The sequence below is a fragment of the Massilia sp. LjRoot122 genome, assembly GCF_964252725.1.
Classification (GTDB): Bacteria; Pseudomonadota; Gammaproteobacteria; order Burkholderiales; family Burkholderiaceae_D; genus Telluria.
Genome location: NZ_CAXUPB020000001.1, coordinates 177,556 through 201,051 on the forward strand (window position 1 = coordinate 177,556; position 23,496 = coordinate 201,051).

Here is a 23,496-nt window from a genome sequence, read left to right on the forward strand (position 1 = left end):
GGTTTTTGAAAAAAAATTGAAAACCCATCGATTGAGCGCGTTTTCACCGTCCCGGCGCTTTTGTGTAAAGATCATTGCTTCGCTCCGAGACGAGAACCGACCATGCTCACCGCCCACCCGCTGCTGCAGCACCTGTTCGATGCCGCCATGGCCGCCGCCGATCCCTATCACCTGATCGCACCGCATCTGCCGCCGCCGCCCAAGGGACGGACCCTGGTGCTGGGCGCCGGCAAGGCGGCCGCGCGCATGGCCGAGGCGGTCGAGCGCCACTGGCAGGGTCCGCTTGAAGGACTGGTGGTTACGCGCTACGGCCATGGCGCGCCGACCCGTCACATCGAGGTGATCGAAGCCGGCCATCCGGTGCCGGACGCCGCCGGCGAGGAAGCGGCGCGGCGCATGCTGGAAGCGGCCGCGGGACTGGGACCGGACGACCTGGTGCTGTGCCTGGTGTCCGGCGGCGGCTCGGCCCTGATGTCGCTGCCCGCGCCCGGCATCAGCTTCGAGGAGAAGCGCGCGCTGAACCGCGAGCTGCTGCGCTGCGGCGCGCCGATCGGCGAGATGAACCGCGTGCGGCGCCACCTGTCGGCGATCAAGGGCGGGCGGCTGGCGCTGGCCTGCCATCCGGCGCGCGTGGTGACGCTGGTGGTGTCGGACGTGCCGGGTGACGATCCGGCCGTGGTCGCCTCGGGGCCGACCGTCCCCGACGGCAGTACCGGCGCCGATGCCCTTGCCATCCTCGAGAAATACGGCATCGCCATCTCCGACAAGGTCCGTGCGGTGCTGGCCGATCCACAGCTGGCTGCGCCGCTGCCGGGCGACCCGCGCCTGGCGCGCAACGAGACCCATGTCATCGTCACCGCCCAGCAAGCGCTCGATGCCGCGGCAAGTGCCGCGCGCGCCGCCGGCTATGCGCCGCTGATCCTGTCCTCGAGCATGGAAGGGGAGGCGCGCGAGGTCGCGCTGGTGCATGCCGGTATCGCGCGCCAGGTCCTGCAGCATGGGCAGCCCTTGCCCGCGCCCTGCGTCATCCTGTCCGGCGGCGAGACCAGCGTCACCGTGCGCGGACAGGGAAGGGGCGGGCGCAACGTCGAATTCCTGCTGGCCCTTGCCGTCGCGCTCGACGGCCTGCCGGGCGTGCATGCGATCGCCGCCGACACCGACGGCATCGACGGCACCGAGGACAATGCCGGCGCCTGGCTGGCGCCGGGCACGCTGGCCCGGGCCCGCGCACAGGGCCTGGATGCGCGGGCGCGCCTGCTGGACAACGACGGCTACGGCTTCTTCGGCGCGCTCGGCCAGCTGGTGGTCACCGGCCCGACCCGCACCAATGTCAACGATTTCCGCGCCATCGTCATCGAAACGGATGTGTTGTAACCAGGTTGCAAAAAGCGCCAAACGTTCCGTTTCTCCTTGCTATTGCACGTATTCATCAATGACAATACGCGCTTTATCGAACCGGCAAGCTTAAGACATCCACAAGATGCACTGCCGGCAGGCGGAGCATACCGCTGCGACGACAAGAGAGAACGGGGACATCGGTTCTTTTATCAATCCATAGGAAAAACTCCATGATGAAGATGTCCAAGATGCACAGGCGCGTGCTCGCCGCACTGGCACTGAGCGCCGCCATGCCGGTCCAGGCCCAGACCACCGCGGCCAGCCAGGCCCCGGAACTGCAGACCGTCACCGTGACCGCGCAGCGCCGCACCGAAAACATCCGTGAAGTACCGGTGTCCGTCACCGCGCTCAAGGGCGAAAAGCTCGACGTCCTGATCTCCGGCGGCGAAGACATCCGCCTGCTGGCCGGCAAGGTGCCGAGCCTGAACGTCGAATCCTCCAACGGCCGTACCTTCCCGCGCTTCTACATCCGCGGCTACGGCAACACCGATTTCAATACCTTCGCCTCGCAGCCGGTGTCGCTGGTGTATGACGACGTGGTGCAGGAAAACCCGATCCTGAAGGGCTTCCCGATCTTCGACCTGGCCAGCGTCGAAGTGCTGCGCGGCCCGCAGGGCACGCTGTTCGGCCGCAACACCCCGGCCGGCGTGGTCAAGTTCGAATCGGAGCGTCCGAAGCTGGGCAAGACCGAGGGCTATTACAACCTGTCGCTGGCGAGCCGCCAGACCGCCAACGTCGAAGGCGCGGTCAACGTGCCGCTGTCCGACAAGTGGGCGATGCGTGTGTCGGCCGTCGGCCAGCACCGCGACGACTACGTCGACAACTTCGCCGACGTGGCGAAAACCCAGAAGCGCAACGAACTCGACGGCTACAACGAGCACGCCGAGCGCGTCCAGTTCCTGTACAGCCCGGACAGCAGCTTCAACGCCCTGCTGAACCTGCATCAGCGCAACACCAACGGCAGCGCCCGCCTGTTCCGCGCGAACCTGATCGGGAAGGGCACGAACAAGATCGTCCCGGGTTACGACCTCGACAGCATCGTCACCAACGCCGACAACTGGCAGCGCCTGAAGACCAACGGCGCCAACCTGCGCCTGAGCTGGGACCTGGGCAGCGTGCGCCTGTTCTCGATCACCGGCTACGAGCACGTCAGCGACTACTACAGCCGCGGCGACATCGACGGCGGCACCCCGGCCGGCCCGGGCTTCATCCCCTTCCAGGTCCAGACCGGCGGCTACATCAGCGACCTCGACCAGTACACCCAGGAATTCCGCGTCGAATCGAAGAATGCCGGCCCGCTGAACTGGCAGACCGGCCTCTACTTCTTCGACGAAGATGCGACCGGCGGCAGCGACAACTTCAACGATGCCGGCACGCGCACCTCGCGCCTGGTCAGCAACCAGAAGAACGACGCCTGGGCCGCATTCGCCTCGGTGAACTACAGCATCAGCCCGGACTGGACCGTCCGCGGCGGCCTGCGCTACACCAAGGACGAGAAGGAATTCGGCACCCTGGTGAACGAAAACGTCACCCAGATCGGCCCGCGTTCGGTGAGCACCAGCCAGGACAAGTTCAACTGGGACCTGTCGGCAACGTACAAGCTGAGCCCGACCGTGAACGTCTACGGCCGCGTCGCCACCGGCTTCCGCGCCCCGAGTATCGCCGCCGCCTCAGCCGCGGTGCCGATCACGGTGGCCGATTCGGAAACCATCACCTCCTACGAGCTGGGCCTGAAGGCCGACCTGTTCGAGCGCCGTGCGCGCACCTCGTTCTCGGTGTATGACTACACCGTCAAGGACCAGCAGCTGACCGTGGTGGGCGGCAATTCGAACGTCAACCGCCTGATCAATGCCGACCGCACCAAGGGCAAGGGCGCCGAGTTCGACTTCGAAGCGGCCGTCAGCACCGCCCTGCGCGTGAGCGCCGGCGCGAGCTACAACTACACCCAGATCCGCGACGCCAGCCTGTCGGTGAACCGTTGCGGTTCGTGCACCGTGACCGATCCGGTGAACGCCGCCGGCCGCGTCGTCATCGACGGCAACTCGCTGCCGCAGGCGCCGCGCTGGACCGTCAACGCGACCGCCCGCTACGGCGTGCCTTTCCGCGACGGCGAGCTGTACTTCTTCACCGACTGGTCCTACCGCAGCAAGATCAACTTCTTCCTGTATGAAGCGGCCGAGTTCGTCGGCGCGCCGCTGACGGAAGGCGGCGTGCGTCTGGGCTACATCTTCGGTGGCGGCAAGTATGAAGTGGCGGCCTTCGGCCGTAACGTGCTCGACCAGCGTCGCATCACCGGCGCCATCGACTTCAACAACCTGACCGGCTTCACCAACGAGCCGCGCCAGTGGGGCGTGCAGTTCAAGGGCAACTTCTGAGCTGTTCCCACCCTATGAGAAAGGCCGCGCTTGCGCGGCCTTTTTTTTGTCCTTGAGACTGAACAAAATGAGCTCCTTTACATTATCCCAAGGTAAAGCGCTTTGAGATATGTCAACACAATTGTGGCATACGTTATTTGCCAAAATTAACGTTTCGCCGAAGAAAACGTGTTTTTGCAATAGTTCATTGTCACAGTGTTGTTAATACACCGAAATTGTATCGAATTGTCACTCACAAGCTCTTCCTTTCGTATTACGCTGCTTTTCGCTGCAATCAGACGGCACCGGCAATGACCGGAAATCAATGACACAGGCGAGGGTCATTTCGCTTGACGGAAAACACTAACAAGGAAGAAACATGAAGCAAACGCATTCGATTCATCCTGCAATGTTGAAGATGTGCGCTGCAATCTCGCTGGCGCTGGTGGCGGCTTCGGCCGGCGCGGCCGAGCAGAAATTCATCGTGGAGACAGACCGTATCATTGTGAAGTACAAGGACTCGCAGCCTGCAGCCAAGGGCCAGGCCCGCGCCGCGGCAGTGACCGCCGACCGCAAGGCCAAACTGGACCGTGCAGGCCAGGAATTCGGCATGACCGTCAGCGAAAGCCACGCCATTTCGACCGGCGCCCACGTGTTCAAGCTGAACGGCCGCAAGCACCTCGACGAGGTGCAGAAGCTGGCTGCCGAAATGATGGCACGCGACCCGAACATCGAATACGCCGAGCCGGACCGCATCATGAGCCACATGGCGACGGCGAATGACCCGTACTACGCCCAGCAGTGGCACTACACCGACGCCACCGGCGGCCTGCGCCTGCCGACCGCCTGGGACAAGTCGACCGGCACCGGCGTGGTCGTGGCCGTGATCGACACCGGCTACCGTCCGCACGCCGACCTGAGCGGCCAGTTCCTGGCAGGCTATGACTTCATCAGCACCGCCGCTGTCGGCAACGACGGTAACGGCCGCGACAGCGATGCGAGCGATCCGGGCGACTGGGTGGCCGCGGGCGAATGCGGCACCGGCTCGCCGGCGTCGGGCTCGAGCTGGCACGGTACCCACGTGGCCGGCACCGTGGCCGCCAAGACCAACAACAGCCTGGGCGTGGCCGGTGTCGCATACAACGCCAAGATCGTGCCGGTGCGCGTGCTCGGCAAGTGCGGCGGCTACACCTCGGACATCGCCGACGCCATCACCTGGTCGTCGGGCGGCACCGTGACCGGCGTGCCGGCCAACGCCAACAAGGCGAAGGTGCTGAACATGTCGCTGGGCGGCACCGGTGCCTGCGACGCCACCACCCAGACCGCGATCAACGGCGCCCGTTCGCGCGGTTCGGTCGTCGTCGTGGCGGCCGGCAACGACAACATGAACGTCAGCAACGCCAGCCCGGCGAACTGCTCGGGCGTGATCGCCGTGGCAGCCACCGGCAAGACCGGCGGCCGTGCTTCGTACTCGAACTACGGCACCCTGGTCGACGTGGCGGCCCCTGGCGGCGACGGCAGCTACAGCGTAATCTCGACCCTGAACGCGGGCACCAGCTCGCCGGGCGCCGACAACTATGCCGGCTACCAGGGCACCTCGATGGCGACCCCGCACGTGGCCGGCGTGGCTGCGCTGATGTTCGCGGCCAAGTCGACCCTGACCGTGGACCAGGTCGAGAGCATGCTGAAGTCGACCGCGCGCGCCTTCCCGGCAACCTGCTCGGGCTGCGGCACCGGCATCGTGGACGCGACCGCGGCAGTGGACGCTGCGATCGGCGGCGTCACCCCGCCGCCCGCTCCGACCATCGCTGAAACCGAGTCGAACAACACGCTCAGCACCGCCAACCTGATCTCGACCAGCGGCACCACCGTGAACGGCGTCATGTCGACCTCGACCGATACGGATTACTTCCGTGTCGATCTGCCTGCAGGCAAGACCCTGAGCGCGACCATGACCCCGAACAGCACCTCGGACTACGACCTGTACATCTACAACAGCGCGGGCACCCTGCTCAGCCGTAGCGAGAACGGTACCGGCGCGGTCGACAGCGCTACTTCGGCCAACACCGGCACCACCACTGCGAGCCGCTACGTGCGCGTGGTGTACTACAGCGGCGGCACCGGCGCGACCAGCGGCAAGTACACCCTGAAGGCGAGCTGGTAAGTCATAGGACGAAGCGGCGCACTCCCCTGCGCCGGCTTCATCCGGGGAACGCGCGGCTTGCCGCGCGTTCTTTTTTGGCGCCTTGCAATAACTCGACTTTCGACGGATACTGTATGGAATGACAGTAGTCGGCTCCGCCGTCACGTGAATCCCCCGCTCCGTAAAATCATCCACTGCGATTGCGACTGTTTCTACGCATCGGTCGAAATGCGCGACGACCCCTCGCTGCGCGGGCGCCCGCTCGCCGTCGGCGGCCGTCCCGACCAGCGCGGGGTGATCGCGACCTGCAATTACGAAGCGCGCCGCTTCGGCATCCACTCGGCCATGGCGACGGCCCAGGCCATGAAGCTGTGCCCGCAGCTGCTGGTGATTCCGCCGGCAATGGAAAAGTACCGCATCGCCTCGCGCCAGATCATGGACATCTACCGCGACTACACCGAGCTGGTGGAACCGCTCTCGCTCGACGAGGCCTACCTCGACGTCAGCGATTCGCCCCATTGCAAGGGCAGCGCCACCCTGATCGCCCAGGAAATCCGGCAACGCATCTTCGAGACCGTCGGCATCACCGCCTCGGCCGGGGTGGCGCCGAACAAGTTCGTGGCCAAGATCGCCAGCGACTGGAACAAGCCGGACGGGCTGTTCCTGGTGCGGCCGGAAGAGGTGGACGCCTTCGTTGCCGCCTTGCCGGTCAAGAAGCTGTATGGCGTCGGCAAGGTGACGGCCGAGAAGATGAGCCGGCTCGGGCTGCAGACCTGCGCCGACATGCGCAGCTGGAGCATCGAACGCCTGACCGAGCACTTCGGCAGCTTCGGTTACCGCCTGCACAAGCTCTGCCGCGGCATCGATGACCGTGAAGTCAACACCTCGCGCGAGCGCAAGTCGATCAGCACCGAGGAAACCTACACGCCCGACGTGCCGAACCTGGACGCCTGCCTGAAGCTGCTGCCGGATTTATACGAGCACCTGCTGGGCCGCATCAAGCGCAACGGTGCTGAAAAATTCATCAACAAGCTCTTCGTGAAGATCAAGTTCTCGGACTTCCAGCAGACCACGGTCGAGTGTGTTGGCTATGCGCCACATATCCCGACCTATGCGCGCCTGATGGAAACCGGCTGGGCCCGTCATAGCCGTCCGGTGCGGCTGCTGGGCGTCGGCGTGCGGCTGGGCGACACCGAGACGGTCGAGCAACTGCGCCTGTTCGATGACGCCATGCCGGCGGCGATCGTCGAGGCAGTTGGCGACTCGGCAACAGATTAATTTTTTCCCTTAACGGCTGGCTGCAATTGCTCTCTGGCAGCGTAGAATGTCGTTCCCTTGAAATACTGAAACAATCGGATAACAGCGTATGTGGTTCAAGAATCTCCAGATTTACCGCCTGCCCGCTCCTTGGGCATTCAACCCTGAACAGATGGAAGAAGCACTGCAGTCGCAGGCTTTCACGCCCGCGAGCAGCAATGAGCTGCTGCGCCAGGGCTGGGATTCGCCACGCGGCAATGGCAAGCTGGTGCACGTCGTCAACAAGCAGATGCTGATGATGCTGGGCACCGAGAAGAAGCTGCTGCCGAGCTCGGTCATCAACCAGGTCGCCAAGGCCAAGGCCGCCGAGCTGGAAGAGCAGCAGGGCTTCCCGCCGGGCAAGAAGGCGATGAAGGAACTGAAGGAACGCGTGGCCGACGAACTGCTGCCGCGCGCCTTCTCGATCCGCAGCAATGTCTGGGTCTGGATCGACCCGGTCAACGGCTGGCTGGTGGTCGATGCCGCCAGCCCGTCGAAGGCGGACGACGTCATCAAGCTGCTGCTCAAGGCGGTCGACCGCCTGCCGCTCGAATCGCTGCGCGTGCAGCGTTCGCCGGTGGCCGTGATGACCGGCTGGCTGGAAGCGGACGAAGCGCCTTACGGCTTCACGATCGACCAGGACACCGAACTGCGCGCCACCGGCGAAAGCCGCGCGGCCGTGCGCTACGTGAAGCACACCCTGGAACCGGACGACATCCGCCGCCACATCGCCGCCGGCAAGCAGTGCACCCGCCTGGCCATGACCTGGACCGACCGCATCAGCTTCGTGCTGACCGAGTCGCTGGCGATCAAGGGCATCAAGCCGCTGGACGTGATCAAGGAAGGCGAAGCCGTCACCTATAGCGATGATGAGCGTTTCGATAACGACATCATGCTGATGACGGGTGAACTGGCCAAGCTGATGGCGGATGTGGTTGAAGCCTTGGGTGGCGAAGCCAAGGCCTAAGCAGGCCACCAGCGCTCATTATTTGAGTTAGCACGTCGTTCCGGCGAAGGCCGGAACCCAAGTTTGCATGCGTTTCGATAGCGCATGCAAAATTGGATCCCGGCCTTCGCCGGGATGACGGTCTTTAGGTTACAGGCAAGTGTAGTTTTAGTAGCGGTTCAAAGTCTTCTGAACTACTTCTCCCCCACCATCTCCTCACTGGTCGACGGCTCATCTCCCTGTTCCGCCCGGCCATTCGAATAGGTCGGCCCCGCCCGGTTCTGGTGCGGGGCCGGCTTGCCCGGCAGCGGCGGCAAGGCCTTGGCCTGTTCCAGGTCGATCCCTGCCATTTCCGCCACGCGCCGTCCGTAATCCTCGTCGCAATGCCACAGGTGCCACACCATGCGCAGCTGGATCGGCGCCGGGCATTTCCTGAGGTCGCCACCGACGTTGCTGACCAGGTCGTCGCGTTCCCAATCTTCGAAACTGCGGTAGCGCGCGCCGGCCTGGGCGTAGTCGTCCATCGTGCGGGTGGTCTGGTAGCGGCCCAGGTGGCCTTCCACGTGCTGGTGGTACTCCCTCTCCGGCTTGGGCGCCTCGCTGTAGCCCCCCATCAGGCTCGGCTCGTAGTTGATGTGCTTGTCCTCGCCGCGGCCGTCCACGTAATAGGTCATCTGGCCGTCGCGCTGGTTGGTGCGCGCGGCCGCCCCTTCCTGCGGCTGGTTGATCGGCAGCTGCAGGTAGTTCGGGCCCACGCGGTAGCGCTGGGTGTCGGAATAGGACAGGGTGCGGCCCTGCAGCATCTTGTCGTCCGAGAAGTCGATGCCGTCCACCAGCACGCCGGTGCCGAAGGCTGACTGCTCGGTCTCCGCGAAGACGTTGTCCGGGTTCTTGTTGAGCACGATGCGGCCCACCGGCAGCAGCGGGAAGCGGTCTTCCGGCCAGCGCTTGGTATCGTCGAGCGGGTCGAAATCGAGTTCCGGATGCTCGCCGTCGCTCATCATCTGCACGCAGAATTCCCATTCCGGATAGTCGCCGCGCTCGATCGCCTCGTACAGGTCGCGCGTGGCGTGGCTGGTATCGTGGGCCTGGATCTCGGCGGCCTGTTGCGCAGTCAGATTGCGCACGCCCTGTTTCGGCTCGAAGTGGAACTTCACCAGGTGGGCCACGCCCTGGTCGTTGACCAATTTATAGGTGTTCACGCCCGAGCCTTCCATCTCGCGGTAGCTGGCTGGAATGCCCCATGGGCTCTTGACCCAGGTAACCATGTGCAAGGCCTCCGGGTGGCTGCAGATGAAGTCGTAGAAGCGCCACGGCTCCTGCTGGTTGGTGACCGGGTCCGGCTTGAACGCGTGGATCATGTCCGGGAACTTGATCGCATCGCGGATGAAGAAGACCTTGAGGTTGTTGCCGACCAGGTCCCAGTTGCCGTCGACGGTCTTGAACTTGATCGCGAAGCCGCGCGGGTCGCGCGCCGTCTCGGGCGACTCCTTGCCGCCGATCACGGTGGAGAAACGCACGAAGATCGGTGTCTGCACGCCGAGTTCGTTCAATACGCGGGCGCGCGTGTACTTGCCGGCGGCTTCGCCGCCGATGGTCCCGTAGGGCTCGAAGAAACCGTGGGCGCCGGTGCCGCGCGCGTGCACGACGCGCTCCGGAATGCGCTCGCGGTCGAAATGGGTGATCTTTTCGATGAACTGGTAATTCTCGAGCGTGGCCGGACCACGTTCACCCACCGAGCGCAGCGACTGGTTGTCGCGGACCGGGTGGCCCTGGCGCGTGGTCAGGATGGGACGCTGCTCGTTCATTGCACCTCTCCTCGTACGATTCGATCAGAGAGCGCAGTATAGGCAGGCACGCGCATGGGTAGCGCGCGCCTGCCTGCAGGAATTAGAGCTGCTGGAACACGCCGGCGGCGCGGTTCTTGGTGACGTTATCCCACGGGAACACCTGGCCGTTCATGGCGACGTAGACACCGGCCGGCAGGGTCTGGGCGACGCCGCAGGCGAAGCCGAGGTTGAACAGGGCGTCGGAATTTGCGATCTCGTAGGGGATCATGGCGCCGGTCAGCACGATGGTCTGGCCCAGGTCTGCCGCACCGAGGACGGCCGCGGTTTCGCGCATGGTGTCGGTGCCGTGGATGATGACGATGGCTTTCTCTTTTGCGGCCTGGCAGGAAGCCAGCACGCGCTGGCGGTCGGGGTCCTGCATGTCGAGCGAGTCGAGCAGCGGCAGCACCTCCAGCTCGACGGGAACGGTCATGCGCGAGCGCGCGATCACCGCCGGCAGATGGCTGTCGGCAAAGCCGAGGATGCCGTTCAGTTCATTATAGTGTTTGTCGAAAGTGCCACCGGTGGCGATGATTCGCAAAGTCATGTTGGTTTGTCCACGTGCAGAAAAAAGGTGGCTAATGATAGCCGCAAATGGGTATGTATCCGTGTGTTACTGCGCTAGAATCGTCCGGATCGGATGAGTACATTCTCCTATCTCCTTTCTCTTCTTCACTTACTCCCATGAAAGCCGTCGCACCAGGCACCGTCATCTTCCACCGCCATCGAGGCTATGGCGTGATCACCCACGTCAACCTGCTGACCGGCTGGATCTCGGCGCGCTTCGGCAGCGAGCAGCGCACGCTCGACCTGAACCTGTCGAGCGACGAGGTGCAGCACGCGGATGGCGAACCGATCCTGTTCCGCCGCACGCCGCCGGACCGCATGCCGCATGCGCGCCTGATGGAGGTGGTGCGCGCACTGCACAAGGCGGGCTACCAGAAACTCTACCTGTACTCCTGGCCCAAGCCGTCCGGACTGCACTGGCGCTGGCATCTGTTCACCGGCCCGCGCAACTGGATGCAGCGCACCTGGCGCGAAGGCTGGTATGGCTCGGGCGCGGACTACAACAATAATCCGGTGATGGGCTGGGGCGATACGCCGGGCGCCAGCACGGACGAGCTGATCCATGCGCTGGCGAAGTTCGATCCCCAGGGGCTGGCGCAGGCGCTGGGCCGCGACGAAGACCACACGGCCTGGTTCGACCAGGTGTGCGAACTGCTGCTGCCGGGCTACATGTACAGCCTCAATATGGAGCGCCCGGTCGGTGGCGGGCTGGTGGAGGCGCCGCCGGTGCCGGTGGTGCCGGTGCGCGCAGGGCTCCAGCCTTATGCCGGGCCGGCGATCGGCTGGCCGCCGGGCTGGGCCGGCCTGTGGACCGGCACCCACGTGATGCCGGTGCGGCGCCCCAGTTTCACCGGCACGCCTGAGCTGAAGCAGGAAAGTTAACGCTTGCCCAGCGCTTCCGGATTCAGGATATTGTCCGGCCGCCCCGCCGCGAAGCGCAGCACGTTCTCGAAGGCCGTCTGGAAATAGATTTCGTAGCTGTCCTGCTCCACGTAGCCCAGGTGCGGCGTCGCCAGTACCGTCGGGATGCGCAGCAAGGGCGAATCCCCACGCAGGGGTTCATTGCTGAACACGTCCAGCGCCGCATAGCCCGGCCGCCCCGCGCGCAGGGCCTGCTCCAGCGCGCCTTCGTCGACCAGCTCGGCCCGGCTCGTGTTGACGAACAGGGCATCCGGCTTCATGCGCGCGAAATCCTCGGCCTTCACGATGCCGCGTGTTGCCTCCGAAAGGCGCAGGTGTACGGTGAGCACGTCCGCCTGCGCGAACAGCGCCTCGCGCGACACCGCCGCCTCGAAGCCATCGCCCACGGCCGCCTGCCGGCTGCCCTCGCTTCCCCAGACCAGCACGCGCATGCCGAAGGCGCGCGCATACCCGGCCACCAGCTGGCCGATCTTGCCGTAGCCCCAGATCGCCAAGGTACGCCCACGCAGCGAGCGCCCCAGGCCATTCAGCACTGGGTTGGTCGAGGCCGTCTGCCACAGGCCGTCCTTCAGGTTATTCGCATACGGCACGATCTTGCGGCTGGCCGCCATGATCAGGGCCCAGGTGAGTTCGGACGGCGCCACCGGCGAGCCGATGCCTTCGGCGATCGCGATGCCGTGTTCGGTTGCCGCCGCGACGTCGATGTGCCCGCTGACCTTGCCGGTCTGCGAGATCAGCTTCAGGTTCGGCAGGCGTGCCAGCAACGCAGCCGGGAAGGCGGTGCGCTCGCGGATCAGCACGACCGCGTCGTAAGGGGCCAGCCGGATCGCCAGCTGACCCAGTCCGCGCGCCGCATGACTGAAGACCTTGACCTCGTACCCGTCCAGCAGGCGGAAGCAGGAAAGGCCGCGCACCGCGTCCTGGTAATCGTCCAAAACAGCTATTCGCATGAGAGTTTCTTCCAATAAACGTTTGTCGCGTAGCGAAATAACAGGTTCCAAAAAGCTGCCGAATAGCCTACTACATTACTCGGGCATTTCTGCTACTTTTTTGTAGTAGCTGAGCGTAAATCGGGGTTTTCCGGGTGTACAATCGGCCAATTCTTGAGGGTTTGACACGCTCGTATCGAACCCGGCAGCACCGTTCCCGGTCTCTCTCTAGAGACCGTCGACACGACCGCCGTAAACCGCCGCGCTCCGCTGGAGCGACACGCCATTTTAAGGCACGGCCAGACGACGATCCTGCCGTGCCTGGAACAGACAGCATTCTTAATTGGCATTGGAGGTATCTATGAACCAGCCCGTGATGGGCGGCGTCGCCGCTTTGAACGTTCCCGCTCACGTCAAACACCAGCAGCTCATCAATTGGGTCGCGGACATCGCCGCCCTGACGAAGCCTGACAGCATCTACTGGTGCGACGGTTCCGAGGAAGAGTACGACCGCCTGTGCGCACAGATGGTCGAAGCCGGCACCATGAAAAAGCTGAATCCGGCAAAGCGCCCGAATTCCTACCTGGCCTGGTCCGACCCGTCGGACGTCGCCCGCGTCGAAGACCGCACCTATATCTGCTCGGCCACCAAGGAGCAGGCTGGCCCGACTAACAACTGGATGGACCCGGCCGAGATGCGCCGCACCCTGAACGGCCTGTTCGACGGCTGCATGGCCGGCCGCACCCTGTACGTGGTGCCGTTCTCGATGGGCCCGCTGGGTTCGCCGATCGCCCACATCGGCGTGGAACTGTCCGACTCGCCTTATGTCGCCGTCAACATGCGCATCATGACGCGCATGGGCAAGGCCGTGTTCGACGTGCTCGGTACCGATGGCGACTTCGTGCCCTGCGTGCACACCGTCGGCATGCCGCTGGCCGCCGGCCAGAAGGACGTGCCATGGCCGTGCAACAGCACCAAGTACATCGTCCACTACCCGGAAACCCGCGAGATCTGGTCCTTCGGTTCGGGCTACGGCGGCAACGCGCTGCTGGGCAAGAAATGCTTCGCACTGCGCATCGCCTCGAACATGGGCCACCAGGAAGCCCAACAGGGCGGCACCGGCTGGCTGGCCGAGCACATGCTGATCCTGGGCGTCGAATCGCCCAAGGGTGAGAAGAAATACGTGGCCGCCGCCTTCCCTTCGGCCTGCGGCAAGACCAACTTCGCTATGCTGATCCCGCCGAAAGCCTTCGACGGCTGGAAGGTGACCACCATCGGCGACGACATCGCCTGGATCAAGCCGGGCCAGGACGGCAAGCTGTACGCCATCAACCCGGAAGCCGGCTACTTCGGCGTGGCCCCGGGCACCAATGACAAGACCAATCCGAACTGCATGGCCTCGCTGCGCGAGAACGTCATCTTCACCAACGTGGCGCTGACCGACGACGGCGACGTGTGGTGGGAAGGCATGAGCAAGCAGGCGCCGGATCATTTGATCGACTGGCAGGGCAAGGACTGGACCCCGGCATCGGGCACCAAGGCCGCCCACCCGAACGCGCGCTTCACCGTCGCCGCGACCCAGAACCCGGTCATCGACGCCGCCTGGGACGACCCGGCCGGCGTGCCGATCTCGGCCTTCATCTTCGGCGGCCGCCGCTCGACCACCGTGCCGCTGGTGACCGAAGCCAATAACTGGGTGGAAGGCGTGTACATGGCCGCCACCATGGGCTCGGAAACCACCGCCGCCGCTGCCGGCCAGATGGGCATCGTGCGCCGCGATCCGTTCGCGATGCTGCCCTTCATCGGCTACAACATGAGCGACTACTTCCAGCACTGGCTGGACCTGGGCAAGAAAGTCGAAGCCAAGGGCAGCGTACCGAAGATCTTCTGCGTCAACTGGTTCCGCACCGGCGAAGACGGCGGCTTCGTGTGGCCGGGCTACGGCGACAACATGCGCGTGCTGAAGTGGATCCTCGACCGCGCCGAAGGCGGCGCCCAGGGCGGCCAGCAGCACCTGTTCGGCACTTCGCCGAACTACGGCGACCTGAACTGGGAAGGCATCGACTTCACCGAGCAGCAGTTCACCCAGATCACCTCGATCGACAAGGCCGCCTGGAACGAAGAGCTGAAGCTGCACAGCGAGCTGTTCGAAAAGCTGGCTTACCACCTGCCGCAAGAGCTGGTGGATACCAAGGCCAAGCTGGAGAAGCAGCTGGCTGCTTGAGCGACCTGAACTGCTGAGATGACAGGGGTGGTGCCGCTTGGCGCCACCCCTGTTTTTATTGGCCGTTTGCATCTTGCACGTGGTCTTTTTTCCAGTTTCAAACTGGCGCTCCCCGAACGGCGTGCGGATTAGGCTTTTGGTTTTCCACCGCCATGCAAAAAAGGAGAGACCATGAATGCGACCATGAAGCAGCTCGTTGCGGCTTTGCTTGCCGCACTGCTGGCAGGAAGCGCCGCCGCCCAGGTGGGGGCGGCGCGGCAGGCGGCGACCCCGGGCACAGAGCGCAACAGGGAAGAGATGCGGGATGCGACCACGCACATCAACAAGGCCATCGAAGTCATCGGCCAGATGCAGGCGACACCGGACATGCGCGCGCAACTGCAGCGTGCGCGCGGCGTGTTCGTCGTGCCGGATTACGGCCAGGCAGCCCTGGGTGTCGGTGCGCGCGGCGGCGCCGGCGTGCTGCTGGTGAAAGTCGGCAACAGCTGGGGCAACCCGGCCTTCTATAACTTCGGCGGGGTCAGCGCCGGCTTGCAGGCCGGCGTGGAGGCCGGCGCCATCGCCTTCGTCCTGAATGACCAGAAGGCGATGAACAGCTTCATGCAGAACAATAAATTCGCCCTGAATGCCGACGCCGGCCTGACGCTGGTGAACTGGTCGAAGCAGGGCGTGGGATCGGCCGGCTGGGGCAACATCACCGTGTGGTCCGATACCGAAGGCCTGTTCGGCGGTGCGGCGGTCAGCGTGGCCGATGTCGATTACGACGAAGACGAAACCGCAGCCTATTACGGGCGCCAGGTGGCGGCACGCGATGTCCTGAGCGGGAAGATCCGCAATCCGCAGGCCGATGCCTTGCGCCAGGCCCTGGCCAACATCACCAGCGGCAAGGGCGCGGCCAGCATGGGCAGCAGCGCGGCCGGCACCACCGGCTCGGGCACCAAGGCCAGGAACGACAAGATGGAAAACGAGCGCAGCCGCGACCGCTAGCTGAAGCCGACCCCGCGCGCCATTGCGGCCGCAAAGATGGGAATCAGTGCGAACACGTGGACCTCGGCAAGCATGATGCGGCGCAGCTTGCCGACGTCCTCCTGCTGCGGCACGAAGGCCGCATCGGCCTTGAGCGCTTTTTGCCAGGCCGCGATGCGCATGGTCGGCCGGATCGAGAGCAGCCCGACCGCGCCGAAGGCGGCGATCTTGGCCCAGAACATGGGATTCTGCAGGTAGAAGTCGGCCCCCTTGGCGCCGTGCCAGACGCGGACGCCGCCGACGGCCAGGATGGCCAGCGACAGCATGCCGTAGGCGGCATCGAAGCGCCCCAGCAGCCTGACCGTGCCGGGCGACATGGCGGCGGGCCGCATCAGGGCCAGCTCGGCGGCCAGCACGGCCGCAAGACCGAACACGATCAGGTGGTGGAGGCTGGCAAGCACGAGGTCGCTCATGATGCGGAACTGGGCTGTTGAGGTGCGCCCAATGTATCACGGCTGCGACCGGCAAAAAAAGAAGAGGCCGAAGCCTCTTCCCTTTGTTACCGTTCCGGCATCACTGCTTCAGCAGCGGTTTCAGATACTTGCCGGTGACGCTGGCCTTGTTCTTCGCCACCTCTTCCGGCGTACCGCTGGCGACGATCTGGCCGCCGCCCGCGCCGCCTTCCGGACCCAGGTCGACGATCCAGTCGGCCGTCTTGATCACGTCGAGGTTGTGCTCGATGATGGCCAGGGTATTGCCCTGGTCGCGCAGGCGGTGGATCACCTTCAGCAGCAGGTCGATATCGGCGAAGTGCAGGCCGGTGGTCGGTTCATCCAGGATGTACAGGGTACGTCCGGTATCGCGCTTGGACAGTTCCAGCGACAGCTTGACGCGCTGCGCCTCGCCGCCCGACAGCGTGGTCGCGCTCTGGCCCAGCTTGATGTAGCCGAGGCCGACGTCCAGCAGGGTCTGCAGCTTGCGCGCGATGACCGGCACCGGCTTGAAGAACTCGTGCGCGTCCTCGACCGTCATCTCCAGCACTTCGGTGATGTTCTTGCCCTTGTACTGCACCTCGAGCGTCTCGCGGTTGTAGCGCTTGCCGTGGCAAACGTCGCAGGGAACGTACACGTCCGGCAGGAAGTGCATCTCGACCTTGATCACGCCGTCACCCTGGCAGGCTTCACAGCGGCCGCCCTTCACGTTGAACGAGAAGCGGCCCGCCGAGTAGCCGCGTTCCTTCGCGGTCGGCACCGTCGCGAACAGGTCGCGGATCGGCGTGAACAGGCCGGTGTAGGTCGCCGGATTCGAACGCGGGGTGCGGCCGATCGGCGCCTGGTCGACCGAGATCACCTTGTCGAAGTGTTCCAGGCCGTGGATCGAATCGTGCTCTGCAGGTTCGGTCTGCGAACCATACAGGTGGCGCGACAGGGCCGGATACAGGGTGTCGTTGATCAGGGTCGACTTGCCCGAGCCCGAGACACCGGCGATGCAGGTCATCAGGCCCACCGGCAGCGTCAGCGACACGTTCTTCAGGTTGTTGCCCCTGGCGCCGGTAATCACCAGCTGGCGCGCCGGGTCGGCCTTGGTGCGCTTTTTCGGCACGGCGATCTTGCGGCGGCCGTCCAGGTACTGGGCGGTCACCGAGTGCTCGTTCTTCATGATCTGCTCGAGCGTGCCTTCGGCGATGATCTGGCCGCCATGCACGCCGGCGCCCGGACCCATGTCGACGATGTAGTCGGCGGTACGGATCGCGTCCTCGTCGTGCTCCACCACCAGCACGCTGTTGCCGATGTCGCGCAGGTGCTTCAGGGTCGCGATCAGGCGGTCGTTGTCGCGCTGGTGCAGGCCGATCGAAGGTTCGTCCAGCACGTACATGACGCCGGTCAGGCCCGAGCCGATCTGCGAGGCCAGGCGGATGCGCTGGGCTTCGCCGCCGGACAGGGTGTCGGCACTGCGGTCGAGCGACAGGTAATCGAGGCCGACGTTGTTCAGGAACTTCAGGCGGGCCGTGATTTCCTTGATGACGCGCTCGGCGATGTCCTTCTTGGCGCCGGTCAGTTCCAGGGTCTCGAAGAAGTCCAGCGTATCGCGCAGCGGCTTGTCGGACACTTCATAGATGGCGCGTTGCTGGGCGCCCTGGCCGATCTTCACATAGCGCGCTTCGGTGCGCAGGCGCGCGCCTTCGCAGGCCGGGCACTTCTTCTCGTTGATGAACTTGGCCAGCTCTTCCTTGACCGCCATCGAGTCGGTCTCGCGGTAGCGCCGCTGCAGGTTGTTGACCACGCCTTCGAAGGTGTGTTCGCGGATCACGGTGCGGCCACGCTCGTTGACGTAGCTGAACGGGATCGAGGTCTTGCCGGAGCCGAACAGCACGGCTTCCTGCGCCGTCTTCGGCAGGGTCTCGAAGGGCTTGTCGAGGTCGAAGTCATAGTGGGCCGCCAGGCTCTGCAGCATCTGGTAGTAGAACTGGTTGCGGCGGTCCCAGCCCTTCACGGCGCCGGAGGCCAGCGACAGGTGCGGGAAGGCGACGATGCGCTTCGGATCGAAGAACTCGATGTGGCCGAGGCCGTCGCACTCCTGGCAGGCGCCCATCGGGTTGTTGAAGGAGAACAGGCGCGGCTCGAGCTCCTGCAGCGAATAGCCGCAGACGTTACAGGCGAACTTGTTCGAGAACACCGTTTCCTTCTCGGTGTCCATCTCATAGGCCACGGCGCGGCCATCGGCCAGGCGCAGCGCGGTCTCGAAGCTTTCGGCCAGGCGCTGCTTGATCTCGGGATTGACCTTGACGCGGTCGATCACGACATCGATGGTGTGTTTTTCGGTCTTCTTGAGCTTGGGCAGCTCGTCGATCTCATAGATCTTGGCCGCGTTGACGCCGCTGGCGACGCGGAAGCGTACGAAGCCCTGGGCCTGCATGGCCTGGAACAGGTCGCCGTGCTCGCCCTTGCGGTTGGCCACGACCGGCGCCAGGATCATCAGCTTGGTGCCTTCCGGCATGGCCAGCACGCTGTCGACCATCTGCGACACGGTCTGGGCCGCAAGCGGCTCCTGCGGGTGGTCCGGGCAGTAGGGCGTGCCGACGCGCGCGTACAGCAGGCGCAGGTAGTCGTGGATCTCGGTGACGGTGCCGACGGTCGAACGCGGGTTGTGCGAGGTGGCTTTCTGCTCGATCGAGATCGCCGGCGACAGGCCTTCGATCAGGTCGACGTCCGGCTTTTCCATCAGCTGCAGGAACTGGCGCGCGTAGGCCGACAGCGACTCGACGTAGCGGCGCTGGCCTTCGGCATACAGGGTGTCGAAGGCGAGCGAGGACTTGCCCGAACCTGAGAGGCCGGTGATGACGATCAGCTTGTTACGCGGAAGGTCGAGGTTGATGTTCTTGAGGTTGTGCGTGCGCGCGCCGCGGATTCGAATTTCTTCCATTAGTTTTTTTGCAGGCTTTCAGTAAGTTTGCAGGGCCGGCGCACGATAAATGGTCGCGGTGAGCGGGCCAATCAGGGAGAACCTAGTAGTGTAGCTGGTTTTTGGAAGTGCTGTACATGCATCCAGCACTTTTGTGCCGTCAGGATACGTTTCCATAGCAATCTGGAACGGATCATGCCGGGGGATTGTCCGTATGTGGGCCGCTCGCCCTTCTCTTCAATGGCAAAGCGTTCAGAAACCCGGGAATTTTTACCGGAGGGCGGGACAATCCCCCGGCGGGCTTGTCAATCAGGCTCAATCGTGTGCTGGCCGGGCGTGTAAAAAATCCCTTTTTTTCGCTGCTCATCGGCCCCATAATAGTCGGCTGCAGCACCACGTTCCCTGACGCTTAGTCACGTGCAGAGTCAGGGCTCTACAAAATTTACTGGAGTATCAACATGGCATCAGTTAACAAGGTCATCATCGTCGGCAACCTGGGCCGCGATCCGGAAATCCGCTACATGCCGAGCGGCGACGCAATCGCGAACATCGCGGTCGCCACCTCGTACAAGTCGAAGGACCGCAACACCGGCGAACAGAAAGAGCTGACCGAGTGGCACCGCATCTCGTTCTTCGGCCGCCTGGCCGAGATCGTGGGCCAGTACCTCAAGAAGGGCTCGTCGGTCTACGTCGAAGGCCGCCTGCAGACCCGCAAGTACACCGACAAGGACGGCATCGAGCGCTACGCGACCGACATCATCGCCGAGAACATGCAGATGCTGGGCGGCCGCCAGGGCATGGGCGGCGACGCCGGCATGGGTGGCATGGATGACGGCGGCGGCTACGAGCCGCAGCAGCGCCCGGCCCCGCGCCAGGCCCCACCGGCACCGGCAGCCCGTCCGCAGCCGAAACCGGCACCGAACTTCTCGGACATGGACGACGACATTCCGTTCTGATCGCGCAGCGTTTCAGCACAGCTAAAAACGGATGGGCCGCGAGGCCCATCCGTTTTTTTATTGCGCGGCGCTCCGGCTCAGGCGGCGAAACCGCCATCGATCAGCAGGTCGGCCCCGGTCACGAAGGCCGCTTCCGGACTCGCCAGGTAGGCCACCATGCCCGCGATCTCGTCGGCGTGCCCGTGGCGCGGTACGGCCATCAAGCCATGCAGGAAAGTGGCGAACTCGCCTTCGGCAGGATTCATGTCGGTATCGACCGGGCCGGGCTGGACGTTGTTGACCGTGATGTTGCGCGGGCCCAGGTCGCGCGCCAGTCCCTTGGCCAGTCCGGTCAGGGCCGACTTGCTCATCGCGTAGGCGGCGCCGCCGGTGAACGGCATGCGCAAGGCGTTGGTACTGCTGATGTTGATGATCCGGCCGCCGTCGCGCATGTGCGCCGCCGCCGCTTTCGCCGCGACGAAGACGGCGCGCACGTTGACCGCCAGGGTGCGGTCGAAATCCTCGAGCGTGAATTCATCGAGCGGCCCGAGCAGCAGGACGCCGGCATTGTTGACCAGGATGTCGAGGCGGCCGAAGCGGTCCGCCGCAGCGTCGATCGCCTGGGTCAGTGCCGCGGGATTCGCGGCGTCGGCTTGCACGGCGACGGCCTTGCCGCCGCTGTCCTTGATGCTGTCGGCCAGCGCCAGCGCTGCGGCGCTCGACGCCCCGTAGCCGATCACGACCTGCGCGCCTTCGCGGGCAAGACGCTGTGCGATCGCCGCGCCGATGCCGCGCGAGCCGCCGCTGACGAATGCTACTTTTCCTTCGAGCCTGGTGTTCATGGTGGTCCCTTTCGTAAGTGGATGGGACCAAGTATCGGCGCAGTAGATTGATACCGGTAGTCATAGCTCAGGCATTTCAGTTTCAACCCATGATATAAAGTCTTCATGCAGAATGAACTTGCCATCCATCTCGACGCCTTCATCGCCTCGGTCGAGGAAGCCGGCTTCTCGGCGGCGGCGCGCCGGCTCGGCGTCACCCCGGCCGCCGTCAGCAAGAGCGTGGCCCGCCTCGAGGCCGGATTGGGCGTACGCCTGTTCCAGCGCAGCACGCGCAGCCTGGGCCTGACGGCCGAAGGGGAGCTGCTCTACCGCCAGGTGGGCCTGCCCTGGCGCGACATCGGCGATGCCTTCGGCGAGCTGCGCCAGGGAGCCGGCAAACCGGCGGGAAACCTCAAGATATCGATGGCCCCGGCGGTCGGGCGCCTGTACTTCGTGCCGCTGCTCGAGGACTTCCTGGCGCAGTACCCGGATATCGTCCCCGACATCTGGTTCGACAACCGCCAGGTCGACCTGGTGGCGGAAGGCTTCGACGTCGCCATCGGCGGCGGCATCGAACTGACCGAGGGCCTGGTCGCGCGCGAACTGTCACAGGTGCGGATCGTGCCGGTGGCTTCGCCCGCCTATCTCGAACGCCATGGCACGCCCGACACGCCGTCCGCACTGGCCTCGCACCGCGGCCTGTTGCGCCGTTCGATCGTGTCGCGGCGCCTGGTCAGCTGGGAACTGCACAGCGACAGCGGCGAGCAGGTGGTGGCCGAGATCCGCCCGGCCGCCGTGTTCGACGATCCGGAAGCGATGGCGCGCGCCGCTGCCTGCGGACTGGGCATCGCGCTGCTGCCGCTGCCGCATGCGCTGCCCCTGCTCGAGAGCGGGGAACTGGTGCGCATCCTGCCGCGCTGGCATGCGAACACCCGGCCACTGTTCATCTATTACGCGAGCCGCAAGCTGGTGCCGGCCAAGGTCCGGGTCTTCGTCGAGTATGTCGTCGAACAGTTCAGGGCACGCGGGATCGCCCGGCGTTTTTCCGGCCAGGCGGGGAGCTGGAGCGCCTGACAATTCCCCCGATGGCCCCTGGCTTACCGATCGGTATGTATTGTTCCGATCAGGCGCAGCTTGGCCAAAAAATTACCGATCTATCAGTTTCTGTTCTGATCAAGCTTTTTAGGACTATAATCTTACCGATCGCGCATATCAGAAACCACCATGGAAAAGACAGCTGTTTCTCCAAGCGCCTGGAACGAAAAGGCCATCACTTCCGTACACGAACTCGGGATCGCAGTCCGTGAGGTGCGGAAGGGCCAGGGCATGACCCAGCAGGATGTATCGGGGCTGGCCGGGTTCGGCAATCGCTTCATCATCGACCTTGAACATGGCAAGGAAACTGTTCAGATGCAAAAAGTGATCGACGTGCTCGGTTTGCTTGGGCTGGAACTGGTCATCCGGAAAGCCTGATCATGGCAAAGCACAAGCCATTACCACCGGCCTTGGCGGTATTCGGGCCGGATGGCCTGATCGGCAGCCTGTATCCGACAGACCCACTGAGCTTCCGCTACAGCTCCACCTGGCTGGACAAGCCCGATGCGCAAGCCCTGCATCCTGCATTGCCCCGGGGCCCCGAAGCGCTCGACTCCGAATTCGTCAACGCATTCTTCGAAAACCTGCTTCCGGAAGGAGACCAGCGCACGCTCGTCATGATGAGGGAGCAGGTCTCGACCGTATTTGGCCTGTTGTCCCGCATCGGGGGAGAATGTGCCGGTTCGGTCGTCCTGCTGCCGGAAGGAGAGGAGCCGCAGCGGCCGATCTACCAGCGCCTGGACTGGGAACAGGTGGATGCCCTGGTTCACCGGGGGGCGGGAACGGCCGAACGCAAGGCCATCGACAAGGCTGCGAAAGGCATGCCGGAACCCCGTATGTCGATCTCGGGTGCGCAGCACAAGATCCTGCTGTATATCGACGATGACGGAACGCCATGCCGCCCAATGGGAAGTTCGCCGTCGACCCATATCCTCAAGCCCGATATCGTCCGCTCCGACATCAAGGTCTTCGCATCGGCTGCGAACGAAACCATCATGATGCTCGCCGCACGACGCTGCGGCCTGCCGACGGCGGCAGTGAGCTACCAGCCAGAGACCCGGGCATGCCTGGTGGAGCGCTATGACCGGCAGCCCGGGGAAGACCATGCGCTGCGGAGGCTTTGGCAGGCGGATTTTTGCCAATTGCTCGGCAAGCCGTCCGACGTCAAATACGAACACGACGGCGGACCCGGCTTTCCGGAATGTTTCGCACTCCTGAAGCAGTCCACCCAGCCCGGCGTGGACCAGCGTCACCTGCTACGCTGGCTGTTCTTCAATCTTTATACGGGAAATAACGATTCGCACGCCAAGAACCTGTCCATGATCGCGGCAGGACGCGGCATGCGGCTTGCGCCCTTCTATGACCTGATGTGCACGCGGGCCTACACCGGCCTTGGAACGCACTTCGCCTTGTCGATTGGCGGCGAAACCGATCCAGGAAAGATGACGCAGGAACATTTCCTTGTATTGGCTAACACCCTCGGAATTGGGTCGAAGTACCTCCTGAAACTCGCAAGAGAGATGGCCCTTGCGGTCGACGTCGCGGTCCCGGCTGCGGCGGCCGATGTCATGCCCTCGCTGGACGCCGGCCAGCGTGTACTGGCGGAGCGTATCGTCGACAAGGTGGCCTCCATCACGCGCAGGATGCGACAGCGGATCGTCGGCGCGTGA

At 64.3% G+C, this 23,496-nt stretch carries 18 protein-coding genes; 12 read left to right on the plus strand and 6 right to left on the minus strand.

What is annotated here, in order from left to right; all coding sequences use genetic code 11:
- Window positions 1-102: 102 nt before the first annotated feature.
- From ACSQ25_RS00810 to ACSQ25_RS00830, 5 genes are all read left to right on the plus strand, one after another.
- On the plus strand, window positions 103-1,374 hold the full coding sequence (locus ACSQ25_RS00810) for a glycerate kinase type-2 family protein (RefSeq protein WP_436103828.1): 1,272 nt from the start codon (window positions 103-105) through the stop codon (window positions 1,372-1,374).
- A gap of 194 nt (window positions 1,375-1,568) precedes the next feature.
- Window positions 1,569-3,773: a TonB-dependent receptor gene (locus tag ACSQ25_RS00815; RefSeq protein ID WP_436103829.1), complete on the plus strand. Its 2,205-nt coding sequence runs from the start codon at window positions 1,569-1,571 to the stop codon at window positions 3,771-3,773.
- A gap of 358 nt (window positions 3,774-4,131) precedes the next feature.
- The gene (locus ACSQ25_RS00820; protein ID WP_436103830.1) at window positions 4,132-5,916 is read left to right on the plus strand and encodes a S8 family peptidase; all 1,785 of its coding nucleotides are present in this window, start codon (window positions 4,132-4,134) and stop codon (window positions 5,914-5,916) included.
- A gap of 144 nt (window positions 5,917-6,060) precedes the next feature.
- Window positions 6,061-7,173 carry a DNA polymerase IV gene (gene dinB, locus ACSQ25_RS00825; RefSeq protein WP_436103831.1) on the plus strand — a complete coding sequence of 371 codons (1,113 nt, stop codon included), beginning with the start codon at window positions 6,061-6,063 and terminating at the stop codon, window positions 7,171-7,173.
- 88 nt (window positions 7,174-7,261) lie between these two features.
- The gene (locus ACSQ25_RS00830) at window positions 7,262-8,158 is read left to right on the plus strand and encodes a recombination-associated protein RdgC (protein ID WP_436103832.1); all 897 of its coding nucleotides are present in this window, start codon (window positions 7,262-7,264) and stop codon (window positions 8,156-8,158) included.
- 173 nt (window positions 8,159-8,331) lie between these two features.
- On the opposite strand, the gene ACSQ25_RS00835 is transcribed toward ACSQ25_RS00830, so the two are convergent.
- Together ACSQ25_RS00835 and ACSQ25_RS00840 are read right to left on the minus strand one after the other, a co-directional pair.
- Complete coding sequence (locus tag ACSQ25_RS00835; RefSeq protein WP_436103833.1) at window positions 8,332-9,945, minus strand: catalase; 1,614 nt, start codon at window positions 9,943-9,945, stop codon at window positions 8,332-8,334.
- Between the two features lie 82 nt (window positions 9,946-10,027).
- Window positions 10,028-10,513: an asparaginase domain-containing protein gene (locus ACSQ25_RS00840; RefSeq protein ID WP_436103834.1), complete on the minus strand. Its 486-nt coding sequence runs from the start codon at window positions 10,511-10,513 to the stop codon at window positions 10,028-10,030.
- A 137-nt stretch (window positions 10,514-10,650) separates the two neighbouring features.
- Between ACSQ25_RS00840 and ACSQ25_RS00845 the strand changes: the two genes are divergently transcribed.
- Window positions 10,651-11,415, plus strand: coding sequence for an L-asparaginase (locus ACSQ25_RS00845; RefSeq protein WP_436103835.1), 765 nt, complete (start codon window positions 10,651-10,653; stop codon window positions 11,413-11,415).
- Here ACSQ25_RS00845 and ACSQ25_RS00850 read toward each other — a convergent pair.
- Window positions 11,412-12,404, minus strand: coding sequence for a D-2-hydroxyacid dehydrogenase family protein (locus ACSQ25_RS00850; RefSeq protein WP_436103836.1), 993 nt, complete (start codon window positions 12,402-12,404; stop codon window positions 11,412-11,414). The two genes, ACSQ25_RS00845 and ACSQ25_RS00850, sit on opposite strands and share 4 nt — an antisense overlap.
- Window positions 12,405-12,744: 340 nt before the next feature.
- On the opposite strand from ACSQ25_RS00850, the gene ACSQ25_RS00855 reads away from it, so the two are divergent.
- Complete coding sequence (locus ACSQ25_RS00855; protein ID WP_436103837.1) at window positions 12,745-14,607, plus strand: phosphoenolpyruvate carboxykinase (GTP); 1,863 nt, start codon at window positions 12,745-12,747, stop codon at window positions 14,605-14,607.
- A 171-nt stretch (window positions 14,608-14,778) separates the two neighbouring features.
- Window positions 14,779-15,594, plus strand: a complete 816-nt coding sequence (locus ACSQ25_RS00860) for a lipid-binding SYLF domain-containing protein (RefSeq protein ID WP_436103838.1) — start codon at window positions 14,779-14,781, stop codon at window positions 15,592-15,594.
- On the opposite strand, the gene ACSQ25_RS00865 is transcribed toward ACSQ25_RS00860, so the two are convergent.
- Together ACSQ25_RS00865 and uvrA are read right to left on the minus strand one after the other, a co-directional pair.
- Entirely contained in the window at window positions 15,591-16,046 is a 456-nt protein-coding gene (locus ACSQ25_RS00865) for a DUF2214 family protein (protein WP_436103839.1), read from the minus strand. The two genes, ACSQ25_RS00860 and ACSQ25_RS00865, sit on opposite strands and share 4 nt — an antisense overlap.
- Before the next feature lie 100 nt (window positions 16,047-16,146).
- A complete protein-coding gene (uvrA, locus tag ACSQ25_RS00870; protein WP_436103840.1) occupies window positions 16,147-18,996 on the minus strand; it encodes an excinuclease ABC subunit UvrA in 2,850 nt (949 codons plus the stop codon).
- Window positions 18,997-19,433: 437 nt separating this feature from the next.
- On the opposite strand from uvrA, the gene ssb reads away from it, so the two are divergent.
- On the plus strand, window positions 19,434-19,931 hold the full coding sequence (ssb, locus tag ACSQ25_RS00875) for a single-stranded DNA-binding protein (protein WP_436103841.1): 498 nt from the start codon (window positions 19,434-19,436) through the stop codon (window positions 19,929-19,931).
- A gap of 77 nt (window positions 19,932-20,008) precedes the next feature.
- On the opposite strand, the gene ACSQ25_RS00880 is transcribed toward ssb, so the two are convergent.
- The gene (locus tag ACSQ25_RS00880) at window positions 20,009-20,752 is read right to left on the minus strand and encodes an SDR family oxidoreductase (protein ID WP_436103842.1); all 744 of its coding nucleotides are present in this window, start codon (window positions 20,750-20,752) and stop codon (window positions 20,009-20,011) included.
- 105 nt (window positions 20,753-20,857) lie between these two features.
- Here ACSQ25_RS00880 and ACSQ25_RS00885 point away from each other — a divergent pair, with 105 nt between their 5' ends.
- The 3 genes from ACSQ25_RS00885 (at window position 20,858) to ACSQ25_RS00895 (ending at window position 23,496) form a co-directional block, all read left to right on the plus strand.
- Complete coding sequence (locus ACSQ25_RS00885) at window positions 20,858-21,805, plus strand: LysR family transcriptional regulator (RefSeq protein WP_436103843.1); 948 nt, start codon at window positions 20,858-20,860, stop codon at window positions 21,803-21,805.
- Between the two features lie 150 nt (window positions 21,806-21,955).
- Entirely contained in the window at window positions 21,956-22,204 is a 249-nt protein-coding gene (locus ACSQ25_RS00890; RefSeq protein WP_436103844.1) for a type II toxin-antitoxin system Y4mF family antitoxin, read from the plus strand.
- Window positions 22,205-22,206: 2 nt separating this feature from the next.
- Window positions 22,207-23,496 carry a type II toxin-antitoxin system HipA family toxin gene (locus ACSQ25_RS00895; protein WP_436103845.1) on the plus strand — a complete coding sequence of 430 codons (1,290 nt, stop codon included), beginning with the start codon at window positions 22,207-22,209 and terminating at the stop codon, window positions 23,494-23,496.